This is a genomic window from Actinokineospora sp., from assembly GCF_050699995.1.
Taxonomy (GTDB): domain Bacteria; phylum Actinomycetota; class Actinomycetes; order Mycobacteriales; family Pseudonocardiaceae; genus Actinokineospora.
In genome coordinates this window covers 22,176-39,138 of record NZ_JBOHGC010000393.1, presented here as the reverse complement: position 1 = coordinate 39,138, position 16,963 = coordinate 22,176, and the positions used below count along the sequence as shown (strand labels likewise).

Below are 16,963 nucleotides of genomic sequence, written 5' to 3'. Positions count from 1 at the left end.
GCCCCGGCGCCGGCCAGCGCCGGGGCCGTCGTCTGTGATCAGGGCTTGTTCATCCCGAAGGTGTAGCCGCCAGAGCCCGCGTAGGCCACCACCTTGTACTGGTAGTAGCCGGCGGTTCCGCTGTAGGACAGCGTCTCGTCGGCCTTCTCCGTCTCGGCCTTGGCCACCGTGGCCCAGCCGCTGCCGTTCCACTTCTGCAGGTGGAGGTCGAAGTCCGTGCCGTCCGGCCCGTCCACGCAGCCGGCGTGGGTGCCGCTGGTGGTGGACTGGTACCAGGTGCCGTTGGGCTGGATCGCCGAGGCGCCCTGGTTCAGCGTGCCGGTGTGCTTGGTGGCGTAGGTCGAGCAGAATCCGGGTGTCGGGGTCGGGTCGGTCGAGCCGTTCGCGACCAGCCAGAGACTGTCGGCCATGTTCCAGTAGGTCGCCAGGTAGCTGCCCGCGGGCGGATTCGTGTGGTAGTAGTCGTTGTGGCCGCAGTCGAAACGCGCGTCCTTGGCCCGGTCGGTGCAGATGTAGCGCATCTGCGGGTAGTTGGGTGAGTCGCTGTAACACATGAGGTCCCACTCATCGGTGCAGTGCGCGCCGCCGCTGGCGTTGGGGGCGTTGTTGTTGACCGCCCCCAGGTTGTGGCCCAGTTCGTGCGCGGGCGTGTCCGGACCCCAGCAACTGGTGTCGGTGCGGCCGTAGGACGGGCCGTAGTTGCTGCGGTTCGTGGCGCCCTTGCGGGTGTCACCGGCGAAGTCGCCGATGCCGCAGTACACCGAGGAGTCGGCGAAGATCACGTACTTGCGGTCCTGCCGGTTGTACCCCTTCTGCGACAACGCGTTGCTCATGCTGGTGAAGTCCGCGAGCTGGCTCGTCGTGACCTGCACCTTGCTGACGATGGGCGTGCAGTTCGCATCGTGCAGGAGCCGGACGTGCCGGGTGCCGCCGGTCTCCTTGGCGCTCTCGTCGTAGATGTCGCTCATCCCGATCGCCCACTGCTCGATGGACGTCTTGTACTGGGAGAACCGGTCGGTGCTCGCGTAGACGTAGAGCACCTGGGCCCGGTTGCCGCTGGAGCCGTCGCCGACGCAGACACCGGCGGCCGTGGCCTGCTGCACGGACAGCGGCTGGACATCGGCGCCCATGCGGTAACCGGGCGGAGGCTGGTCCGGACCGTGCGAGCAGACATCGTGGCCGCGCACGAGATAGGTGCCCTTGCAGGGACCGGTCTGGGCGATGTTCAGTCCTTTGTAGACCAATCCGCGCGCGGGCTGGTCCTCCGGGACGGACTCGATGACCGGGTGGGAGTGTCCGTCCGCGGCCACGGGAAGCGGCCCGGTCTGCGCGCTCGCGGCCGGGGTGGGCGAGGCGTTGGCGGACAAGGACTGCACGCCGACGACGGTCAGACCGACGGCGGCTATGAGCACACAGGCGGCACGCAGCCGCCTGGCTGTGGAGCCTGGTGAACGCATGGCGAATCGCCCTTCATGCAGGGAAGGACCTGGACGTGCCCGCCATGCAGGGGTGCGGGCACAGGTCGAGGTGACCATCGCAGCGCCCGGACCCGCCATATATCCGCCAATCAGCCGAATGATTTAAGAAAAGGATGTGAACCACTCTGTGAATTAAAGTGAGCACATGGCCACGACCACGGTGATCACCACGAACCGCCGAGCGCGTCACCTCTACGCCGTCCTCGACACGCTCGAGGCGGGCGTGATGCTCGTCGGCACGGAGGTCAAGAGCCTGCGGCTGGGCCGGGTGTCGCTGGTCGACGCCTTCGCCACGATCGACGACGGCGAGGTGTGGCTGCGCGGCCTGCACATCAACGAGTACGCGATGGGCACGTGGACCAACCACACCCCGCGCCGGGTGCGCAAACTGCTGCTCAACCGGCGCGAGATCGACCGCTGGGACATCCGGGTCCGGGAGAGCGGGCTCTCGCTGATCCCGCTGTCGATGTACTTCAGCGACGGCCGCGCCAAGGTCGAACTGGCCCTCGTGAAGGGCAAGAAGACCTGGGACAAGCGCCAGGACCTGGCGACCCGCGACGCCAACCGGGAGATCGAGCGTGAGTTCGCCCGACACGTCAAAGGTCAGCGCAGGTGAGGCGCGTCGCGGCGGATTCCCTCACCTCATGACACGATCAGCCCATGCGCTCCCCGCGGCCCTTCGCGGCGCTCCTACGACTGGTCGACCGGTTCGAGGAGCGCGGCGTCTACGTGCCCGGCGAGGACAACCACGCGATCTCGCCGTGGCGTGACTTCGGCTGGCTGATCGCAGCCTGGCTCGTGTTCATCGGGGTCTTCGTGCTCTTCTTCGCGCTCGCCGCCTGAGTCCGCCGCCCACAGTGGCGCCGATCACTTGGGGTGCTCTCCTGATCACGGCTCGGCCACAGCACGACACCAGGTACGACTCAACGGCCTAATGGAGGCCGCGTTCGGCTGCGTGGGCAGTAAAAGTGGGACACACACCCCGAGCGTCCCCAGGCAAGGAAGTGGCACTGACCGTGAAAACCGTCGGATGGGCGGCTGCCCTCTGCACGCTGCTGGTGTTGGTCACCGGCTGCGGCAGCGGTCCCGCGTACTCCGAACCGGCTGAGCAGTCCGTCGCCGCGTCCGCCGCCGCGAACCCGTCGCGCAGCGGCGAGCGCAGGCCGCTGGGCGACGACCTGTCGATCACGGTTTCGGGCCCCATCTCCTTCGTGCCGACCGACTCGGCGTACCCGAAGAGCCCGCGCGCGCTGGGCTTCGACGTGACCGTGGAGAACCACGGCACGACCGCGTACCGCCCGACCGTGCTCGTGCTGACCGCCACCGCCGACGGCGCCACCGCCCGCCAGGTCATCGACTCGACCCAGGGCTACGCCGGGATGGTCGGCGACATCGAGATCGCCCCCGGCGCGAAAGCCCGGTTCTCCGTGGCGTTCGGCGTGCCCGAGCAGCGGGTGACGCTGCAGCTGAGCGCCCAGCCGGACCCGGCGTCGCGGTCGATGGTGATGGTGTTCGAGGGGCTCGCGTAGCCGCGCGCTAGTTTCAACGGTATGACGCGACTTTCCGAGGGCGACCAGGCTCCTGATTTCACGCTCCTCGACAGCGAGGGCAACGAGGTCTCGCTGTCCGACTTCCGCGGCAAGTCCGTGGTCGTCTACTTCTACCCGGCGGCCTCCACACCCGGCTGCACCAAGCAGGCCTGCGACTTTCGGGACAACCTCGCCGAGCTCAACGACGCGGGCTTCGCCATTCTCGGCATCTCCCCGGACAAGCCCGCGAAGCTGGCCAAGTTCGTCGCCGAGGAAGGCCTGACCTTCCCGCTGCTGTCCGACCCGGACCGCGCGGTGCTCACGGCGTGGGGCGCGTACGGCGAGAAGCAGCTCTACGGCAAGACGGTGACCGGTGTGATCCGGTCCACATTCATCGTCGACCCGGACGGCCGCATCGCGCACGCCTTCTACAACGTGCGGGCCACCGGACATGTCGCCAAGCTGCGCAAAGACCTCAAGCTCTGAACAGTTTCGCGGTGCGCGACAACCAAATCGGCGGTTGTCGCGTACCGCGGGCGCGGCGGAATAGTTGCCTGCCGAGGACGTCAACTTCACCATCGGCTGACGGCGTATTCACGGCATGCGCCTGCTGCCGTTTCTCGTGCTCATCCTGCTCGCCGGGTGTTCCCCGGCCCCGATCGGCGTGGTGTCCGCGCCCGTGCCGGTCGAGGTCGGCACGCCGGGCGCCGCGCCGGTCGAGTCGTCGGTCGCCGCGGTCAAGCCGTCGGCCGTGAAACCGTCCCCGGCGCCCAAGAGACCTGTCGACGTGACCGGCGCGGTGCGCGGAGTGCAGAAGTCGGCCACCGTCGGCGCGCTGGTGATCGACCGGCAGACCGGGGCGGAACTGGTGTCGGTCAACGCCGACCGCAAGTTCCACTCGGCGTCGCTGGTCAAGCTCCTCATCGCCCTGGACGTGCTGCACTCCGGCGGCGGCGACCGCGAACGGGTGGGGCGGATGCTGCGGCTGTCGGACGACCCGATCGCCGGCGAACTGTGGACACGGTCGGGCGGGGCCGCCATGGTCACCCGCACAGCGAAGCGGCTGGGGCTCACCGACACCCGCCCGCCCGCCGACCCGGGCCGCTGGGGCGACACGCTGCTCAGCGCGCGCGACGTCGCCCGCGTCTACACCCACGTGATGACGGAACTCCCCGAGGCGGACAAGACGTTCGTCATCGACTCGCTCGCCACGGCCCCGCGAGTGGCGGCCGACGGCTTCGACCAGCATTTCGGCATCCCGAGCGGGGTGGACGCGGACTGGGCGGTCAAACAGGGCTGGGGCGACAACGCGAAGGTGGACTTCGTGCACAGCACCGGGCTGGTCGCGCCACATCGTGGTGCTGCTGACCGAACATCCGCCGTCGACCCGGCTCTCGACGGCGGCGTCGTCGGTCACGGCAGGCGCGAAAGCCATCGGACGGTTGGTGTCCGAAACCGAGGGGTAGGCGTCCTTGCGGACATAGCGCCCGCTGTCAGAGGCTGGACGCATGGCACACAGGGTGGTCCTCGTCGTCTTCCCCGGCGTTCAGCTGCTCGACGTCGTCGGCCCCGCCGAGGTCTTCGCGGGCGCGGCAGAGCTGGAGCGGGACGCCTACGACCTGGTCGTCGCCTCCCCCGACGGCTCTGCCGTCCGCGGCGCTTCGGGACTGCGCCTCGATGTCGACGCCGCCTTGGCCGATGTCGACCACGCCGACACCCTGGTGATCGCAGGCGGTGAGGAATACGCGCAGGCGTGCGCACCTCCGGTGGTCACCCAGGTGCGTCGTCTCGCCGAGACCGCGGCCAGGGTGTGCTCGGTGTGCACCGGCGCGTTCGTGCTCGGCGCGACCGGGCTGCTCGACGGGCGGCGGGCCACGACGCACTGGGCGATGGCCGGGCGGCTGCGGTCGGCCTTCCCGGCGGTGGTCGTGGAACCCGACCGCATCTTCGTGCGGGACGGGTCGGTGTACACGTCGGCGGGGGTGACGGCGGGGATGGACTTGGCGCTCGCGCTGGTGGAGTCCGACCACGGCGCGGAGACGGCCCGGACGGTGGCGCGGTGGCTGGTGCTGTTCCTGCAGCGGCCTGGTGGGCAGTCCCAGTTCTCCACCCGCCTGGACTACGCGGTCGCGTCCGCGTCCCCACTGCGCCCGGTGTGCGACGAGATCACCGCCGACCCCGCCGCCGACCACCGCGTGCCCCGGCTGGCGCGGCGGGCGGGGATGTCCGAACGACACCTCGGCAGGCTCTTCGCGGAGCAACTGGGCACGACCCCGGCCCGGTTCGTCGAGCGGATCCGGGTGGAAGCGGCCCGCGGCCTGCTGGAAGCCGACTCGACCACCGTCGCCGCCGTGTCGGCCCGCACCGGCTTCGGCAGCCCCGAAACGCTGCGTCGGGCATTCGTCCGCGTCCTGGGCGTCGGCCCGGACGACTACCGAGCGCGGTTCCGGACCGCGGAGAGGATCTGACATGCAGGTCGCGATCGTGCTCTATCCCGGGGTGACCGCCCTGGACGCGGTGGGCCCTTACGAGGTGCTGCGGCTGATGCCCGACACGGAGTTGAGATTCGTCGGGCACTCCCCCGGGCCGTTGATGACCGACGCAGGCATCCTCACCCTCGGCGTCACCCACACGTTCGCCGAGACACCGGCGCCGGACCTCGTGCTCGTCCCCGGTTCGGAGCGAGGCACACAGGCCGCGATGGCCGACCCGGTGCTGCGGCAGTGGCTGGTCGACACCCACCGAACCGCCCGGTGGACGACGTCGGTGTGCAGCGGAGCCCTGATCCTGGGGGCGGCGGGCCTGCTGGAGGGCCTGGACGCGACCACCCACTGGCTCGTCCAGGACGCCCTGCCGCACTTCGGGGCACGGTCGTGCCCAGCGGAGCGGGTGGTGCACCAGGGGCGGATCGTGACGGCGGCGGGGGTGTCGGCGGGGATCGACCTGGCGCTGTGGCTGGCCGGGGAGATCCATGGTCAGGAGGTGGCGGAGGCCATCCAATTGACCATCGAATACGACCCACGACCACCGTTCGACGCGGGACACCCGTCCAAGGCGAGCGAGTCGGTGACCGCGATGGCCCGGGCAGGCTTCATGGAGCGCTGATCACCTCGGAGAGCACCGCTCACAACCGAGAGCGGTGTTCACTTCGCGCGATCAGGTTGCGAGGCTGGGTCAGTCAGCCAGTGATCGCAGGTGGTCGAGGAGCAACCTGAGGGCTCGGCCGCGGTGGGACTGGGCGTCCTTCTCCGCGGGTGCCAGTTCAGCCGATGTCCTCTTCTCGCCCTCAGGCACGAAGATCGGGTCGTACCCGAACCCGTTCTCCCCACGCCCGGCCCGGATCAGGGTGCCGCGCCATTCGCCGCGGACCACCACCTCCGGGCCCCCGGGAACCACCAGGGCCGCCGTGCACACGAACGCCGCTCCCCGACGCTCGTCGGGAACATCCGTCAGCTGCCCCAGCACCAAGTCCAGGTTGGCCTGGTCGTCCCCGTGCTTGCCCGACCAGCGCGCCGACAACACCCCCGGCATCCCGTTGAGCGCGTCGACCGCGATGCCGGAGTCGTCGGCGATCGACGGTAGGCCGGTGGCTGCCACCGCGTCGCGGGCTTTGGCCAGGGCGTTTTCCTCGAAGGTCGCGCCGGTTTCCGGGGCGTCCGGAAATTCGGGGACGTCGGCGAGGCCGACGATCTCGATGCCCGAGACGTCCGCGTCAGCCAGGATTCGGCGCAGCTCCCCCAGTTTCTTGGCGTTGCGGGACGCCAGCAGCACTCGGGTCATCCGGCCGGCTCACCCGGGTAGGGCAGCGCCAGGGCCTCCGCCTGGATGCGGTTCAGTTCCGCGCAGCCCGCGAGGGCGTAGTCGAGCATCTGGTCGAGGGTGGACCGGGCGAACGTCGCGCCCTCGCCCGTGCCCTGGACCTCGATGAGCGTGCCCGCGTCGGTCGCCACCACGTTCATGTCGACCTCGGCCCGCACGTCCTCCTCGTAGGGCAGGTCGAGCCGCACCCGGCCGCCGACCACACCCACGCTCACCGCAGACACCGCGCACGAGAACGGCTGCGGGTCGGCGAGCTTGCCCTTCGCGCCGAGGTACGTCACCGCGTCGTGCAGGGCGACGTACGCGCCGGTGATCGCGGCGGTGCGGGTGCCTCCGTCGGCCTGGATGACGTCGCAGTCGAGGTGGATGGTGTTCTCACCGAGGGCCGCGAGGTCGATGCACGCGCGCAGCGAGCGGCCGATGAGCCTGCTGATCTCGTGCGTGCGCCCGCCGATGCGCCCCTTGACCGACTCGCGGTCGCCGCGGGTGTTCGTCGCCGAGGGCAGCATCGCGTACTCGGCGGTGACCCAGCCGAGCCCGGAGCCCTTGCGCCACCGGGGCACGCCCTCGGTCACGCTGGCCGCGCACAGCACCCTGGTCTTCCCGAACTCCACGAGCACCGAGCCCGCGGGCCAGTCCTGGTAGCCGCGGGTGAGCTTGATGTCCCTGAGCTGGTCGTCGTTCCTGCCATCGCTTCGCGCCACACCCAGAGCCTAGATGTCGTACTTGGCGCCCTGTTCGACGAGGACCACTTCGCCGTCGTACGCGGCCCGGACCTCGGCGATCACCGCGTCCTTGTCCGTCCACGGCGGGATGTGGGTGACCAGCACCCGCTCGACCCCGGCGCCCGTGGCGAGGACGCCCGCCTCGTGGCCGGACAGGTGCAGGTTCGGCGGATGGTTCGGCGAGTGCGTCCACGACGCCTCCGACAGCAGCACGTCCGCCCCGTCGACGACTTCGACCAGCGCGTCGCACATCGCCGTGTCCCCGGTGTAGGCCAGCGACCGGCCGCCGTGGCTGATGCGGAAGCTGAACGACTCGCAGGGATGCGCGGCGGGCGCGACGAGCACCTCGAACGGTCCGATGTGGACTTTGCCGGGCCGCAGCGCGCGGAATTGGTACACATCGGACAAGTCGGTGACGGCCCGGTCGGCCTCGTCGGTGGCGTACGCGGCGATGAACCGGGTCGGAGCCTCACTCGGCGCGTAGACGTCCAGTTTGTTCACCCGCGGGTCGTACGGCGGTGAGGGGTGGTAGCGGCGCAGGACCGACAGGCCGGAGAAGTCGGAGCAGTGGTCGGCGTGCAGGTGCGAGAACATCAGCGCGTCGAGGTCGAACGGGTCGACCACTGCCTGCATCGCGGCGAAGGCACCGTTGCCGAGTTCGATTCCCAGCAGGAAATCGTCAGCGGCCAGCAGGTAGCCGGAGGCGGGCGCGTTCGGGCCGGGGAAACTTCCCGAACAGCCGAGGACGGTCAGTAGCACCTCGACAGACTGTCACAGCGAGCGGCGAGACACGATCACCGTCGAGCCAATGGAGCAACACTTGCCAACTCCGGCCCGAGAAATCTGCGTGCCAGGCGATGAAACGGCTCCGCGGGCCCGGTGGCGACGAACTCGTGCGTGGGCTCGCCCGCGTCCTCGGCGAAAAGGTCGTGCTCGGCGAGGACCCGGAACACGTCCTTCGCGCACTCCTCCGCGCTCGACACCAGGGTCACGTCCTGCCCCATGACGATCTGCACGACGCCGGTCAGGAGCGGGTAGTGCGTGCAGCCGAGCACCACCGTGTCCACCTCGGCCTCCTGCAGCGGTTCGAGGTAGGACTGGGCGAGCCCGAGGATCTGCCTGCCCGACGTGACGCCCTTCTCCACGAAGTCGACGAACCTCGGGCACGCCGAACTGGTCACCGTGACGCCGGGAGCGGCGGCGAACGCGTCGTCGTACGCGCGGGAGCGGACTGTCCCCGCCGTGCCGATGACCCCGACGCGACCCGAGCGGGTCGCCGCCACGGCCCGGCGCACGGCGGGCACGATGACCTCGACCACCGGGATGTCGTAGCGCTCGCGCGCGTCCCGCAGACAGGCGGAGGACGCCGTGTTGCAGGCGATGACCAGCATCTTCACGCCGTCCTCGACGAGCTGGTCGGCGATGGCCAGCGAGTGCGCGCGGACCTCGGCGATCGGCCGCGGGCCGTACGGGCTGTTGGCGGTGTCGCCGACGTAGCGCAGCCGCTCGTGCGGGAGTTGGTCGAGGATGGCGCGCGCGACGGTGAGACCTCCGACGCCGGAGTCGAAAATTCCGATCGGGGCCTGCGGTCGCGTCACGCGTTGAACGTACCGGGAGCCGTGGGCCTGTCCGCCATCGCGGCGAACCAGGCGGCCAGGACGCCGCCGATCGCCCCGAACAGGTGGCCCTGCCAGGAGATTCCGGTGTCGCCGGGCAGCACGCCGAGCAATGTCGTGCCCCAATAGGCGAACAGGACGGCGGCGACGGCGAGCTGCAGGATGCTGCGGTTGAACAGGCCGCGCACCAGCAGGAACAGCAGCCACCCGAAGCACAGCCCGGACGCGCCGATGGTGACCGTGTCCTCGGGACTGGTCAGCCACACGCCGACACCGCTGACCAGCCAGATCGTCGCCGTGACCATGATCCACTGGCTCAGTCCGTTGGCCATCGCGAGGAAGGCGAAGACCAGCAGCGGCACGCTGTTGCCGATCAGGTGCGACCAGTCGCCGTGCAGCAGCGGGGACCAGATGATGCCGTCGAGCCCGTCGACGCTACGCGGGATGATCCCGTTCAGCTCCAGGTCCGCGGGCAGCAGCCGGTCGGCGAACTCGATCAGGTAGAGCAGGACGGCGAAGCCGCCCACGACGATGCCTGCCTGGGCCAGGTTCGGCGGCAGGACGCGGTTGGCGGGCCGCTTGGCCGGGACGGTGCTCACGAGGTCGAGGTTACGTGCTCGCGGGCGGCAGCGGATCAGGTGAAACCCTGATGTCGTCCCCGAGCGCCAGGTCTACCGCCAGTTCGGCGTGCAGGCGGGCGGTCGGGAACACCGCACCGGGCTGTCGGCCTGGGTGAGGAGGAGTTCGATCTCGGTGCAGCCGAGGATCACCCCTTCGGCGCCCCGCTCCACAAGCCGGGCGATGACGTCGCGACACGCCTGCCGGGACTCGTCGCGCACGACGCCCAGGACGAGTTCGTCGTAGATGACCCGGTGCACCGTCGCGCGGTCGGCGGCGTCGGGGACGAGGACGTCGAGACCGTGTTCGGTGAGCCTGCCGGTGTAGAAGTCCTGCTCCATGGTGAAAGCGGTGCCGAGGAGCCCGACCCGCCGCAGGCCTTCCCGACGCACCGCGGTGGCCGTGGTGTCGGCGAGGTGCAGCAGCGGCGCGTCGATCCGGTCGGCGACCTTGTGCATGGTGTTGGTGCACAGCACAAGGATCTCCGCGCCCGCCCGAACCAGCGCTTGCGCGGCTTCGTCCAGGACCGCGGCGGCGTCGTCCCAGCGGCCCTCGACCTGCATGCGCTCGATGTCGGCGAAGTCCACGGAGTAGAGGACGCAGCGCGCCGAGGCGTTCGCGGACCCGCTCGTTGACGACCCGGTAGTACTCCGCGGAGGATTCCCAGCTCATCCCGCCGAGCAGCCCGATGACCTTCACGACGCCACGGCGCCCGGGAGGCGGTGCAGCGACTCCTCCATCCGGCCCGTGATGTCGCGGGAGCCGAACAGCTTCATGGCGATCTTCTTGAGGCCGTCCGCGGGTTCGCGCAGCAACCGGAGTCGGATCGTCGTGCCGTCGCCGTCGGCCTCGAGTTCGATGCGGAAGACGACCGAGGAGGCGTACACCGGGGCAGGCTTGCCGTCGACCCGCTCGGCGGTGTGCTTCCAGGCGATCAGCTTGTCGGGCACGAACTCGATGACCTCCTGCTCGATCTCGGAGGTCTTCGTGCGCCAGCGGCCGTGCTGCAGCCGCTTCTCGCCGCGGCCGCTGCCGGAGAGGACGTCGGTGCGCTCGGCGAAGCTGAACCAGTCGGGGGCACGGCGGGCGTCGGAGACCACGGTCCAGACATCGGCCGGGGATGCTAGGACATGGCCGGAGCGCTCGATCTCAATCACGGCGGTCAAATTACGCCATCAAGCGAGGTGACAGCACGCGTGCATCGATGCATACTTACTGCATGCAGACAAGCATGCGGGTGTCGGTGCACAACCGCGACGCGTTAGCGCGGATTGCGGAGACCGAACTGGGCGGCGTCAGCCTGGACGAAGCGCTGCGGATCGTGCTGTTCGAGCACGCGACGCGCGCCGCTTTGGCCCGCTTGGCGGCGGATCCGGAGGCCGCGGGCAGCTACGCCGACGAGGCCGCGAGCCTTGCCGAAACCGACGTGGCGGCCAAGGAGTGATGATTCGAACGCTCGCGCCATGGCAGGTGTGGTGGACGGACTTCAACCCGCAGATCGGCCGTGAGCAGGCCGGGCAACGTCCCGCCATCGTTGTCGGAACCTCACTGGCGTGCGAGCTGCCGAACCGGTTGGCCATCGTCCTGCCCTGTACGACCACCGACCGGGGACTGCCCTTCCACCCGGCCGTCGACCTTGGCCGACCGTCTTTCGCGATGTGCGACCAGATCAAATCCGTGAGCGTGGAACGGCTGGTCAGACGCCACCCCGCACGCCTGCGCGACGACGAGATCGAAACGGTCCGGTTCGCACTCCGGCAGATGATCGACTTGGCGTGACCCGCACTCGGAGACGGCGCGAGTGCGGGTGGCGGCTGGCGGTCAGGCCCAGAGGTGTCCGTCGAGGCGATCGGCGGCCTCGTCCAGCGTGCCCGCGTAGGCGCCGGTGGACAGGTACTTCCAGCCGGCGTCCGCGACGATGAAGGCCACATCCGCCGGTTCACCTGTCCCGGCCGCCTTCTCCGCCACAGCCAGCGCCGCGTGCAGGATGGCGCCCGTGGAGATGCCGGCGAAGATGCCCTCGACCTCCAGCAGCTGCCTGGTCCGCCGCAGGGCGTCGTACGAGCCCACCGAGTAGCGGCCCGTGAGCACGTCCGGGTCGTACAGCTCCGGCACGAACCCCTCGTCGAGGTTGCGCAGGCCGTAGACCAGTTCCCCATAGCGCGGCTCGGCGGCGATGACCTGGATGTCCGGCTTCTGCTCACGCAGGTAGCGGCCCACACCCACCAGCGTTCCGGTGGTGCCCAGGCCGGCGACGAAGTGCGTGATCGTCGGCAGGTCCCGCAGGATCTCCGGGCCCGTGCCCTCGTAGTGCGCACGGGCGTTGTCCGGGTTGCCGTACTGGTAGAGCATCACCCAGTCCGGGTTCTGCTCCGCGATCTCCCGCGCCCGGCGCACGGCCTCGTTCGAGCCGCCCGCCGCCGGCGAGTAGACGATCCGGGCGCCGTAGGCCTGCAGGAGCTGCTTGCGCTCCTCCGAGGTGTTCTCCGGCATGACGCAGACCAGGCCGTAGCCCTTGATCTTGGCGGCCATGGCCAGCGCGATCCCGGTGTTGCCCGAGGTGGGCTCCAGGATCGTGCTGCCCGGGACGAGCCTGCCGTCGCGTTCGGCGGACTCGATCATGGCCAGCGCGGGCCGGTCCTTGATCGAGCCCGTCGGGTTGCGGTCTTCCAGCTTGGCCCAGAGTCGGACGTTCGGTGCGGGCGCGAGATTCGGCAGCCCGACCAGCGGCGTGTCGCCGAGGGAGGCGATGAGCGAGTCGTACCGGGCCATGGCTGGAGCTCCTTAGCGGGAGCCGCCCGCGACCGCGGGCAGGATGGTGACGTTGTCGCCGTCGGCGACCTTGGCCTCGAGGCCGCCCGCGAAGCGCACGTCCTCGTCGTTGACGTAGATGTTGACGAAGCGGTGCAGCGAACCGTCCTTGACCAGGCGCGCTTTGAGACCGCCGTGCTTGTCCTCGAGGTGGTCGATGACCTCGGCGACGGTCGCGCCCGCGGCGGGAACGGACTTCTCGCCGCCGGTGTGGGTGCGCAGGATGGTGGGGATGGAAACGGTGACGGCCACGTGAAACCTCCGGTTTTGCCTGTTCGATCAGATATGACGTGCAGAGACGCGGCCGGTATTCCGGGTACCGCGCAAAGTCACAGAGCGCTTGGCTCGGGGATGTCGTCGGGGCCCGTGTGGGCGAACCGGTAGGACTCCACGACCTCGACGGGCTCCTCGGTGATGACGCCGTCGACGATCCGGTACGAACGCAGCTCATGCTCGTTCGCGTCGCGGGTGGAGACCAGCACGTAGTGCGCGTCCGGCTCGGAGGCATAGGACACGTCGGTGCGCGACGGGTAGGCCTCGGTCGCGGTGTGCGAGTGGTAGATGACCACCGGCACCTCGTCGTTGGCGTCCATCTCGCGGTAGAGCTTCAGCAGGTCGGCCGAGTCGAACTCGTAGAACGTCGGCGACCGGGCGGCGTTGAGCATCGGGATGAACCGTTCGGGGCGGTCACTGCCCTCGGGTCCCGCGATGACACCGCATGCCTCGTCCGGGTGGTCGCGACGGGCATGCGCCACCATCGCGTCCACCAGGTCTCGGCGTATCTCCAACACACCGCCCATCCTACGTGGTGGGTGGGCCTCTCCCACTGTGTGAGAGTCCGCACTTGGCATCCTCCCCCAGCCGATATAGGGGATTCCAACAGCACTACCGCATGAGAAGGTAATCCTGTCGAGGTTCACGGTTCTCGGGCTCGCGACCTTCGCGGGCGTGCTTGCGTTGCAACGCGAACGCCACACATTGCGCGACACTCGCCGCATATCGGCAGGGTTGACGGCCACGACCCGAAATCCTTCCCCCTGCCCGCGCCTGCGCACACCAGAGTCTTGATTCCCGCATCGGCGGCCACCGGAGACGCGAACCCCGGAGCAACCCAGAAAGGTGCTGATGACCTCGCGCTAGGACCAGACGTCCTGGTAGGAGCGCAATTCCCCGACGGTGCGGGCCGCCAGGACGCCGTGGACCATCGCCCTGGCGAACACGTCGGCGGCGGCCGCGTAGAGGGCGTCGAGCTCGAACGGGCCGGAGACCGGTCGCGCACCGGTGGCCGCGGCGAACACGGTGTCGCCGTCGAACAGGGAATGCGCTGGTCGGACCGCACGGGCGAGACCGTCCTGGGCGGCCATCGCGAGCCTGCGGCAGGCCGCTTTGTCGAGCTTCGCGTCGGTGGCGACGACACCGATCGTGGTGTTGAGGTCCGAGGCGACGGTCGGCAGCTCGGCCGCGCGACCCGGAGACGCCGGGAACTCGCCGGGCAGGCCCAGGTCGGCCGCCCACGGTGTGCCGGTCTTCAGGTCGACAACCTCTCCGCGCGCGTTCACCGCCGCGACAGCGCCCACGGTGAACTCGCCCACCCGCACGCTCGACGTCCCGATACCGCCCTTGAGCGACCCCGCGCGGGCACCCGCCCCGGCGCCGACGCAGCCCTGCTCGACCGACGTCGACGCCGCCGCGCAGGCCTCGTACCCGAAATCCGATGTCGGGCGGTTGCCCCAAGCCCCGCGCGGGAGGTCGAACAGCACCGCGGCGGGCACGATCGGCACCACCTCATGCGGCGCCGCGCCCACCGGGAACCCGCGGTTGTGCTCGGCGAGCCAGCGCATCACGCCGTCCGCCGCGACCAGGCCATACGCGCTGCCGCCGGACAGGCAGACCGCGTCGATCCGGTCGACCAGGTTCTCCGGGGCCAGCAGGTCGGTCTCCCGGGTGCCGGGCGCTCCCCCGCGGCCGTCGACGCCGCCGACCGTGCCCTCCGGAAGCAGCACGACCGTGGTGCCCGTGGCCCAGCCATCGCCGAAGCGGTGGTGGTGGCCGACGAGGACGCCGGGCACGTCGGTGATGGCGTTCATTCGGCCGACAGGGCTTGGACCAGTGACTCCTGCACCCAGGTCAGCCAGTGGTACACCGCGAGGTGGGGGCTGCGCGGGTCGTCGTCCGGCAGTTCCTCTGGCATGTCCTCGGTGACGTCGATGGCCGTGCCCAGGGCCAGCCGCACGTCGTTGAGCGCGGAGAGCCAGGCGTCGGCCTGCTCCAGCGACAGCCGGACCCCGCCACCGAACATCGGGCAGGTGTCGAGCACGACGCCCGCGACGCCGGTCTTCAGGTCGAGCAGCGTGGGCTCGTGGATGGAGCGCAGCGCGGCCGCGGAGTCCAGCTCGGCCTTGCTCGGGCTGTCGTCGTCGAGCCGGTGGAAGTCGGGCAGCAGCCGCGAGAGCACCGGGTCGTCCGGGGAGGTGGTGGGGCCGGTGCGGATGCCGGTCAGCTCGGCCAGCTCGTCCTGGGGTGTGTCCTCGATGCGCGCCTTGAGCATGTCGTCGATCTGCGACACCAGGCCCCGCAGGACTGCGGCCTCCTGCTTGTCGAGTTCCCCGAAGACCTTGTCACCCTTGCGCTTCCACGGCTTCAAGATTGATGCTCCATCGTCGCCCAGAGTCCGGCTGCGTGCAGTTTCGCCACGTCGCCCTCGACCTTCTCCTTGGATCCGTGCGAGACGATCGCTTTGCCTTCGTGGTGGACGTCGAGCATCAGCTTCGTCGCCTTGTCGCGGCTGTAGCCGAACAGCTTCTGGAAGACGTACGTCACGTACGACATCAGGTTCACCGGATCGTTCCAGACGACCGTCTGCCACGGCACGTCCTCGGAGACGACTGCGGCGCCAGTCGGGTCGGACTGTGTCTGTTCCATGTCGACGGGGGCGGTCATGGTGTCAATGGTGGCATGTCCGCTTCGCGCGGGTGCGGCGGATCTTCATTCGTTCGGAGTACAACATCACAGATCGCATCCACCCGCGCGAACGTGCCGGGCAATAGGCTTCCCGACCATGGTTGCGACCTCACCGAGCACGGCCCTGCTGACCGACCACTACGAGTTGACCATGTTTGCGGCCGCGCTCGCGGACGGCACGGGCGACCGGACCTGCGTGTTCGAGACCTTCGCCCGGCGGCTGCCCGACGGCAGGCGCTACGGCGTGGTCGGCGGCACCCAGCGGTTCATCGATGCCGTGGCCGATTTCCGCTTCGGCGACGACGAGCTGCGCCACCTGCGGGCGACGAAGGTCGTCGACGAGGCGACTCTTGACCGGCTGGCCGACTACCGGTTCGCAGGCGACGTGGACGGCTACCCCGAGGGTGAGCTGTACTTCCCCGGCTCGCCGATCCTCACCGTGACCGGCACCTTCGCCGACGCCGTGGTGCTGGAGACACTGGCCTTGTCGATCCTCAACCACGACAGCGCCATCGTCTCGGCGGGTGCGCGGATGGCGAGCGCGGCCAACGGCAGGCCGATCATCGAGATGGGCTCGCGGCGCACGCATGAGCACGCGGCGGTGTCCTCGGCTCGCGCCGCGTTCCTCGCCGGGTTCTCCACCACGTCCAACCTGGAGGCCGGGCGGACGTTCGCGATCCCGACCACAGGCACCTGCGCGCACGCGTTCACCCTGCTGCACGACTCGGAGAAGGCCGCGTTCGAGGCGCAGATCGCCGCGGTCGGCACGGGGACCACGCTGCTGGTCGACACCTACGACATCACCCAGGGCATCGCCACCGCGATCGAGGTCGCGGGCACGGAACTCGGCGCCATCCGCATCGACTCCGGCGACGTCGGCGTCCTGGCTCGCCAGGCCCGCGAGCAGCTCGACGAGTTGGGCGCGACCCAGACGCGGATCGTGGTGTCCGGCGACCTCGACGAGTACGCCATCGCCGCGCTGCGCGCCGAGCCGGTCGACGCCTACGGCGTGGGCACCTCCCTGGTCACCGGCTCGGGCGCCCCGACCGCCGGGATGGTCTACAAGCTGGTCGAGGTGACAGGCCGCCCGGTCGCGAAGCGCAGCTCGCACAAGGAGTCGCGCGGCGGCCGGAAGCTGGCGCTGCGCAGGCACAAGCCGACGGGCACCGCGCTGGAGGAGGTCGTCCACTTCGCCGAAGGTGAGCGGCCGGAGGCGGGCGAGCACGATCGGCCGCTGCAGATTCCCCTGATGCGGGCTGGACAGCCGGTGGCCGGACTGCCCACGCTGGAGGACAGCAGGCAGCGGGTCCGCCAGGGTCTGGTGAGCCTGCCGTGGGAGGGCTTGAAGCTGTCCGCGGGCGAGCCCGCGATCCCGACCGTCTACATGAACTAGGAGCGAGTCACCG

23 protein-coding genes and 1 pseudogene are annotated in these 16,963 nt (G+C 69.8%); 9 read left to right on the top strand and 15 right to left on the bottom strand.

All coding sequences use genetic code 11. The features are described 5' to 3' along the window. Positions 1-38: 38 nt before the first annotated feature. Positions 39-1,457 carry a hypothetical protein gene (locus ACRDSQ_RS19725; protein WP_431423074.1) on the bottom strand — a complete coding sequence of 473 codons (1,419 nt, stop codon included), beginning with the start codon at positions 1,455-1,457 and terminating at the stop codon, positions 39-41. A 166-nt stretch (positions 1,458-1,623) separates the two neighbouring features. Here ACRDSQ_RS19725 and smpB point away from each other — a divergent pair, with 166 nt between their 5' ends. The 4 genes from smpB (at position 1,624) to bcp (ending at position 3,493) form a co-directional block, all read left to right on the top strand. Next, entirely contained in the window at positions 1,624-2,094 is a 471-nt protein-coding gene (gene smpB, locus ACRDSQ_RS19720; RefSeq protein ID WP_431423072.1) for an SsrA-binding protein SmpB, read from the top strand. A gap of 44 nt (positions 2,095-2,138) precedes the next feature. Continuing rightward, the gene (locus tag ACRDSQ_RS19715) at positions 2,139-2,321 is read left to right on the top strand and encodes a hypothetical protein (RefSeq protein WP_431423071.1); all 183 of its coding nucleotides are present in this window, start codon (positions 2,139-2,141) and stop codon (positions 2,319-2,321) included. Between the two features lie 173 nt (positions 2,322-2,494). Then, entirely contained in the window at positions 2,495-3,007 is a 513-nt protein-coding gene (locus ACRDSQ_RS19710; RefSeq protein WP_431423070.1) for a hypothetical protein, read from the top strand. A 21-nt stretch (positions 3,008-3,028) separates the two neighbouring features. Next, a complete protein-coding gene (bcp, locus tag ACRDSQ_RS19705) occupies positions 3,029-3,493 on the top strand; it encodes a thioredoxin-dependent thiol peroxidase (protein ID WP_431423068.1) in 465 nt (154 codons plus the stop codon). A gap of 108 nt (positions 3,494-3,601) precedes the next feature. On the opposite strand, the gene ACRDSQ_RS19700 is transcribed toward bcp, so the two are convergent. Then, positions 3,602-3,931: a hypothetical protein gene (locus tag ACRDSQ_RS19700; protein ID WP_431423066.1), complete on the bottom strand. Its 330-nt coding sequence runs from the start codon at positions 3,929-3,931 to the stop codon at positions 3,602-3,604. A gap of 584 nt (positions 3,932-4,515) precedes the next feature. On the opposite strand from ACRDSQ_RS19700, the gene ACRDSQ_RS19695 reads away from it, so the two are divergent. Beyond that, positions 4,516-5,475 (top strand): GlxA family transcriptional regulator, encoded by a 960-nt coding sequence (locus ACRDSQ_RS19695; RefSeq protein ID WP_431423064.1) that lies wholly within the window; start codon positions 4,516-4,518, stop codon positions 5,473-5,475. A gap of 1 nt (position 5,476) precedes the next feature. After that, positions 5,477-6,112: a DJ-1/PfpI family protein gene (locus tag ACRDSQ_RS19690; RefSeq protein ID WP_431423062.1), complete on the top strand. Its 636-nt coding sequence runs from the start codon at positions 5,477-5,479 to the stop codon at positions 6,110-6,112. Positions 6,113-6,181: 69 nt separating this feature from the next. Here ACRDSQ_RS19690 and rdgB read toward each other — a convergent pair whose 3' ends face one another. The 7 genes and pseudogenes from rdgB to ACRDSQ_RS19655 all read right to left on the bottom strand — a co-directional run bounded on the left by rdgB (position 6,182) and on the right by ACRDSQ_RS19655 (position 10,942). Further along, positions 6,182-6,787: an RdgB/HAM1 family non-canonical purine NTP pyrophosphatase gene (rdgB, locus tag ACRDSQ_RS19685; protein WP_431423060.1), complete on the bottom strand. Its 606-nt coding sequence runs from the start codon at positions 6,785-6,787 to the stop codon at positions 6,182-6,184. Then, positions 6,784-7,530, bottom strand: coding sequence for a ribonuclease PH (rph, locus tag ACRDSQ_RS19680; RefSeq protein ID WP_431423058.1), 747 nt, complete (start codon positions 7,528-7,530; stop codon positions 6,784-6,786). The genes rdgB and rph overlap by 4 nt, the downstream gene beginning before the upstream one ends. Before the next feature lie 9 nt (positions 7,531-7,539). Beyond that, on the bottom strand, positions 7,540-8,310 hold the full coding sequence (locus tag ACRDSQ_RS19675) for an MBL fold metallo-hydrolase (protein WP_431423056.1): 771 nt from the start codon (positions 8,308-8,310) through the stop codon (positions 7,540-7,542). 35 nt (positions 8,311-8,345) lie between these two features. Beyond that, positions 8,346-9,149, bottom strand: a complete 804-nt coding sequence (murI, locus tag ACRDSQ_RS19670; protein ID WP_431423054.1) for a glutamate racemase — start codon at positions 9,147-9,149, stop codon at positions 8,346-8,348. Then, positions 9,146-9,766 (bottom strand): rhomboid family intramembrane serine protease, encoded by a 621-nt coding sequence (locus ACRDSQ_RS19665; RefSeq protein ID WP_431423053.1) that lies wholly within the window; start codon positions 9,764-9,766, stop codon positions 9,146-9,148. Before ACRDSQ_RS19665 ends, murI begins: the two co-directional genes overlap by 4 nt. A gap of 10 nt (positions 9,767-9,776) precedes the next feature. Then, positions 9,777-10,484, bottom strand: a pseudogene (locus ACRDSQ_RS19660) (aspartate/glutamate racemase family protein). Next, complete coding sequence (locus tag ACRDSQ_RS19655) at positions 10,481-10,942, bottom strand: SRPBCC family protein (RefSeq protein WP_431423052.1); 462 nt, start codon at positions 10,940-10,942, stop codon at positions 10,481-10,483. Before ACRDSQ_RS19655 ends, ACRDSQ_RS19660 begins: the two are co-directional and overlap by 4 nt. 62 nt (positions 10,943-11,004) lie before the next feature. On the opposite strand from ACRDSQ_RS19655, the gene ACRDSQ_RS19650 reads away from it, so the two are divergent. Then, a complete protein-coding gene (locus ACRDSQ_RS19650; RefSeq protein WP_431423051.1) occupies positions 11,005-11,229 on the top strand; it encodes a hypothetical protein in 225 nt (74 codons plus the stop codon). Further along, positions 11,229-11,564 carry a type II toxin-antitoxin system PemK/MazF family toxin gene (locus ACRDSQ_RS19645; RefSeq protein ID WP_431423050.1) on the top strand — a complete coding sequence of 112 codons (336 nt, stop codon included), beginning with the start codon at positions 11,229-11,231 and terminating at the stop codon, positions 11,562-11,564. Before ACRDSQ_RS19650 ends, ACRDSQ_RS19645 begins: the two co-directional genes overlap by 1 nt. A gap of 42 nt (positions 11,565-11,606) precedes the next feature. Here the strand turns inward: ACRDSQ_RS19645 and ACRDSQ_RS19640 are convergent, their stop codons facing one another. From ACRDSQ_RS19640 to clpS, 6 genes are all read right to left on the bottom strand, one after another. Then, positions 11,607-12,557: a PLP-dependent cysteine synthase family protein gene (locus ACRDSQ_RS19640; protein WP_091383148.1), complete on the bottom strand. Its 951-nt coding sequence runs from the start codon at positions 12,555-12,557 to the stop codon at positions 11,607-11,609. A gap of 12 nt (positions 12,558-12,569) precedes the next feature. Further along, on the bottom strand, positions 12,570-12,848 hold the full coding sequence (locus tag ACRDSQ_RS19635) for a MoaD/ThiS family protein (protein ID WP_431423049.1): 279 nt from the start codon (positions 12,846-12,848) through the stop codon (positions 12,570-12,572). A gap of 77 nt (positions 12,849-12,925) precedes the next feature. After that, entirely contained in the window at positions 12,926-13,396 is a 471-nt protein-coding gene (locus ACRDSQ_RS19630) for a Mov34/MPN/PAD-1 family protein (RefSeq protein ID WP_431423048.1), read from the bottom strand. Positions 13,397-13,732: 336 nt separating this feature from the next. Further along, entirely contained in the window at positions 13,733-14,683 is a 951-nt protein-coding gene (locus ACRDSQ_RS19625) for a P1 family peptidase (RefSeq protein WP_431423047.1), read from the bottom strand. Then, a complete protein-coding gene (locus tag ACRDSQ_RS19620) occupies positions 14,680-15,240 on the bottom strand; it encodes a DUF2017 domain-containing protein (protein WP_431423046.1) in 561 nt (186 codons plus the stop codon). Before ACRDSQ_RS19620 ends, ACRDSQ_RS19625 begins: the two co-directional genes overlap by 4 nt. Next, a complete protein-coding gene (gene clpS / locus ACRDSQ_RS19615; RefSeq protein WP_091383160.1) occupies positions 15,237-15,536 on the bottom strand; it encodes an ATP-dependent Clp protease adapter ClpS in 300 nt (99 codons plus the stop codon). Before clpS ends, ACRDSQ_RS19620 begins: the two co-directional genes overlap by 4 nt. Positions 15,537-15,654: 118 nt before the next feature. Between clpS and ACRDSQ_RS19610 the strand changes: the two genes are divergently transcribed. Continuing rightward, the gene (locus tag ACRDSQ_RS19610) at positions 15,655-16,950 is read left to right on the top strand and encodes a nicotinate phosphoribosyltransferase (protein WP_431423045.1); all 1,296 of its coding nucleotides are present in this window, start codon (positions 15,655-15,657) and stop codon (positions 16,948-16,950) included. The last annotated feature ends 13 nt before the right edge of the window (positions 16,951-16,963 follow it).

What these genes read in the sequence shown, in the direction of transcription:
- ACRDSQ_RS19725 (WP_431423074.1), bottom strand. Translation starts at nt 1,457, where the DNA reads ATGCGTTCACCAGGCTCCACAGCCAGGCGGCTGCGTGCCGCCTGTGTG.
- smpB (WP_431423072.1), top strand. Translation starts at nt 1,624, where the DNA reads ATGGCCACGACCACGGTGATCACCACGAACCGCCGAGCGCGTCACCTC.
- ACRDSQ_RS19715 (WP_431423071.1), top strand. Translation starts at nt 2,139, where the DNA reads ATGCGCTCCCCGCGGCCCTTCGCGGCGCTCCTACGACTGGTCGACCGG.
- bcp (WP_431423068.1), top strand. Translation starts at nt 3,029, where the DNA reads ATGACGCGACTTTCCGAGGGCGACCAGGCTCCTGATTTCACGCTCCTC.
- ACRDSQ_RS19700 (WP_431423066.1), bottom strand. Translation starts at nt 3,931, where the DNA reads ATGAGGAGCTTGACCAGCGACGCCGAGTGGAACTTGCGGTCGGCGTTG.
- ACRDSQ_RS19695 (WP_431423064.1), top strand. Translation starts at nt 4,516, where the DNA reads ATGGCACACAGGGTGGTCCTCGTCGTCTTCCCCGGCGTTCAGCTGCTC.
- ACRDSQ_RS19690 (WP_431423062.1), top strand. Translation starts at nt 5,477, where the DNA reads ATGCAGGTCGCGATCGTGCTCTATCCCGGGGTGACCGCCCTGGACGCG.
- rdgB (WP_431423060.1), bottom strand. Translation starts at nt 6,787, where the DNA reads ATGACCCGAGTGCTGCTGGCGTCCCGCAACGCCAAGAAACTGGGGGAG.
- ACRDSQ_RS19650 (WP_431423051.1), top strand. Translation starts at nt 11,005, where the DNA reads ATGCAGACAAGCATGCGGGTGTCGGTGCACAACCGCGACGCGTTAGCG.
- ACRDSQ_RS19645 (WP_431423050.1), top strand. Translation starts at nt 11,229, where the DNA reads ATGATTCGAACGCTCGCGCCATGGCAGGTGTGGTGGACGGACTTCAAC.
- ACRDSQ_RS19640 (WP_091383148.1), bottom strand. Translation starts at nt 12,557, where the DNA reads ATGGCCCGGTACGACTCGCTCATCGCCTCCCTCGGCGACACGCCGCTG.
- ACRDSQ_RS19630 (WP_431423048.1), bottom strand. Translation starts at nt 13,396, where the DNA reads ATGGGCGGTGTGTTGGAGATACGCCGAGACCTGGTGGACGCGATGGTG.
- ACRDSQ_RS19625 (WP_431423047.1), bottom strand. Translation starts at nt 14,683, where the DNA reads ATGAACGCCATCACCGACGTGCCCGGCGTCCTCGTCGGCCACCACCAC.
- clpS (WP_091383160.1), bottom strand. Translation starts at nt 15,536, where the DNA reads ATGACCGCCCCCGTCGACATGGAACAGACACAGTCCGACCCGACTGGC.
- ACRDSQ_RS19610 (WP_431423045.1), top strand. Translation starts at nt 15,655, where the DNA reads ATGGTTGCGACCTCACCGAGCACGGCCCTGCTGACCGACCACTACGAG.